The sequence below is a fragment of the uncultured Campylobacter sp. genome (genome assembly GCF_937997465.1).
Classification (GTDB): domain Bacteria; phylum Campylobacterota; class Campylobacteria; order Campylobacterales; family Campylobacteraceae; genus Campylobacter_A.
On sequence record NZ_CALKTQ010000214.1, the window covers coordinates 1 to 3,242 of the forward strand.

Genomic DNA, 3,242 nt, shown 5'->3' on the forward strand with positions numbered 1-3,242 from the left:
TGAGTAAATTAGATGAATTGATAAAAGAGTTATGCCCTAATGGAGTAGAATTTAAAAAGTTAGGAGAACTTGGAACTATTTATAATGGATTAACAGGTAAAAATAAAAATGATTTTTTGAAAATCAATAAAAACATAATGAATTAAAAAGCTTTTATAATTAGAGTATCGCGAGCTATTTTGCAATATAACAAAACAGCTCGCAACTACCAGTCAAACCCTCACGCGTCCTTGCCGTTTATAGCATACGCCGAGCGTAAAAATACGTCCGTACCCGATAACAGCGCGCTCTCGTCAAAATCAAACGCGCCGTTGTGATGCCCTGCAGCGAGCTTGGTACCGATCATCAGATAGCCGCTCTTGCCCCCTGCTTTTTGCACGGCGTGCATAAAATGCGCAAAATCCTCGCAAGCGCCGAAATTTAGATCCCGCACGATGAGCTTGTCTTTGATAAAAGGCGACTGGCGCGCGGCGCGCTCGTAGATATCGGTGATCTCCTCGCTACTATCGCCTCCGCTCGTGCCGCCGGTTAGCTTCACGTCGTACTGCACGCCGTACATCTGCGCGACGCCCACGACGATGTCCATACATTTTTTAAACATAAATTCATTTAGCTCGGTCGTTTCGCCGCGCGTTTCGCAGGCGATGTAGCCGTTTGGCGCGATGACGTTTCGCCCCTCGCCCGCTCGCAAAACGCCCACGTTTATACGCGTGACGCCGTCAGCATGTCGCGTGATACCGTGCATGGCTAGAGCAGCCTGCGCTGCGGCCAGCAGAGCGTTTGCGCCTTCTTGCGGAGCGCCAGCCGCGTGAGCCGATCTACCCGTGAAATTTACGTCAAATTTCGACGTCGCAAGAAGCTTGTTCGTACCGCAAATGATGCCGCCGCTAGTCTTTGCCTGAAAGCCGATGTGACCGCCTAGCAGGTAGTCCACGCCCTCTAGCACGCCTGCTTGCTCCATCGGCACGGCGCCTCTGGTGCCCTCCTCGGCGGTTTGAAATATAAATCTAAATTTGCCTTTAAAATCGTCCAAATTTTGCGCGATGAGTTTAGCCATCGCTAGGCCGATCGTGATGTGCCCGTCATGACCGCAGGCGTGAGTAATGCCGTCTATATCGGCTCTAAAGCCTTCTTTAAACGGTCTGTGCGCCTCATCCTTGCTCTCGGTCACGTCCACGCCGTCGATGTCGAATCTAAACGCAAGCGTCTTGCCCGGCCTGCCCGTATCAAGCTCGGCCACCACGCCTGTGAGCCCATCCTCCATCACAGGCAAAAACTCGCGCTCATCGGCGCTTAGCAGGCTTTTTGCGCGCTCCAGATATTTTTCTTTATCTTTTTCGCTGCCAAGACCTGCTCTGGCTTCGGGCTTCATTATCTCGCGTCCCATTTTTAGGCTGTAGCCGAGCTTTTTTAGCTCACTAGCGATCTTTGCCGTCGTAAAAAACGTGAAAAAACCGGTCTCTGGATGCGAGTGAAAAAACCGCCTATTTTTCACCATTTCGTCTTTTAGCGCTTCGACTTTTGCTGCCACCTCGTCCATTTTTGCTCCTTAAATTTGAAATTTTTATTATTTTACTTAAAGATATATTATACATCAAGATTAATTTTAAAAGCTTAAATTTGAGCCGAATAATGATAAATTTAATGCTGATTTTTGCGAGCCAGCTTGTTTGGCGTAAATTTGATTAATTTTACTTTTCTTACCGTGGATATTTCGGTCGGTTTTAAGACTGCGATTCGCACCAAAGCGGTACGGGTTTGGCGAGCTAGGCAGTAAAATTTGGGCGTTAAATTTAAGTTTTAATTTAAAATGTCGTCAAATTTGAACTTAAATTTACAAAACGAGACAAAGAGACAAATTTGACCTCGGTCGCCGCGCGGATCCGACTAGCCGCAAAATAAACTCCCCGCAAAAGCTAAAATTTGCCCTTCAGGCAAACTATTTTAAGCCGCTCTTTAGTTTCATTATCCGCTCGTAGGACTCCTCGATACGCTCTTTTGGTATCTGTTTGGCGCCCACAGCGTCCACGACTAGCTGCGTGACGAGCTCTGCGGTCCTGCGTCCGTCTATCTTGTAGTCGCTAAAGAGCATCACGTCGCCGCCCGCGTTGATAAAGTTTATCACCTTTTCTTGCAGCGTAAAGTCCTTTAGTCCGCCCATGAGCATGTCGTCGCTGATGACTACGCCGTCAAATTTTAGCTCGCCGCGCAGCAAGCCGTCGATGATCGCCGGCGAGAGCGAGGCCGGCAGCTCAGAGTCGCGCTGCATGAGGTAGATGTGGCCGACCATTATCATCTTGGCTTCGTTTTTGCGAACCGCGTCAAAATACGGCTTAAGCTCGGCATAGTCGAATTTTTCGATCACGACCTTTGCCGTGTGGCTGTCGGCCTCGACGTTGCCGTGGCCCGGGAAGTGCTTCATCGCAGCTATCACGCCGCGGGACTGCGAGGCTCTCATAAACTCGCTCGCATACAGCGAAACCTCGTCTATATCGGCGCTAAACGCCCTGCCGCGCGAGCCGATGATGGTGGATTTTGGATTTAGCACATCGACTACGGGAGCGAAGTTTACGTTTACGCCGACGTCTTTTAGCTGCTGCGCCATCTTGCCGTAAAGCTCGCCCGCAGCGCCCAGATCAAGCGTTTTTGCCACTTTTTGCGCCGAGATAAAGGTCTCAAAATCTTCTTTATCCTTAAATCTCGTGACCCGTCCGCCCTCCTCGTCGATAGCGATAAAAATGCCCTCTTGCGCCTCTTTAAATGCGCTTGTTAGCGCCGTGAGGTTCTTTTTGTCCGAGATATTTTTACCCAGCAGCATTACGCCTCCAAAACGCTGATATTTAGCCTCTGAAACAGCTTCTTTGGCGGTTTTAGGATCAGAGCCGTTGAAGCCGACCATTATCATTTGAGCTATCATTTTGCGAAGTGTCGGCTTTTCTTGCATTTTCGGCGCGGCATTTAGCGCAGTCGGTAAACCCGCCAAAAATAGCGCCGAAAAAAGTGCGGCTATAAATTTTTTCATACTTTTCCTTTTTTTGTTTTTGTGGATTTTACACTATTTTAGATAAATTTAAGGAATTTGGGTGAGGTTTTGAGCAAGCTGATGCGACAATACAACAAAATTGAAAATATATAAATTTGTTGTAAGTAAGAAAAATTTTTTGCACAAATTGTCTCTTGAGGATATTTGACAATATTTTCTTTAGTTGACGTTTTTTATAGCCAGTATGGACATTTTATTG

Annotated in this window: 2 protein-coding genes; both read right to left on the minus strand. The window is 47.6% G+C overall.

Going from position 1 to position 3,242, the window contains the following annotated elements:
• Window positions 1–220: 220 nt before the first annotated feature.
• Window positions 221–1,540 (minus strand): amidohydrolase, encoded by a 1,320-nt coding sequence (locus tag Q0546_RS07110; protein WP_298791717.1) that lies wholly within the window; start codon window positions 1,538–1,540, stop codon window positions 221–223.
• Window positions 1,541–1,939: 399 nt separating this feature from the next.
• Window positions 1,940–3,022 (minus strand): glycoside hydrolase family 3 N-terminal domain-containing protein, encoded by a 1,083-nt coding sequence (locus tag Q0546_RS07115; protein ID WP_298791719.1) that lies wholly within the window; start codon window positions 3,020–3,022, stop codon window positions 1,940–1,942.
• Window positions 3,023–3,242: the final 220 nt, after the last annotated feature.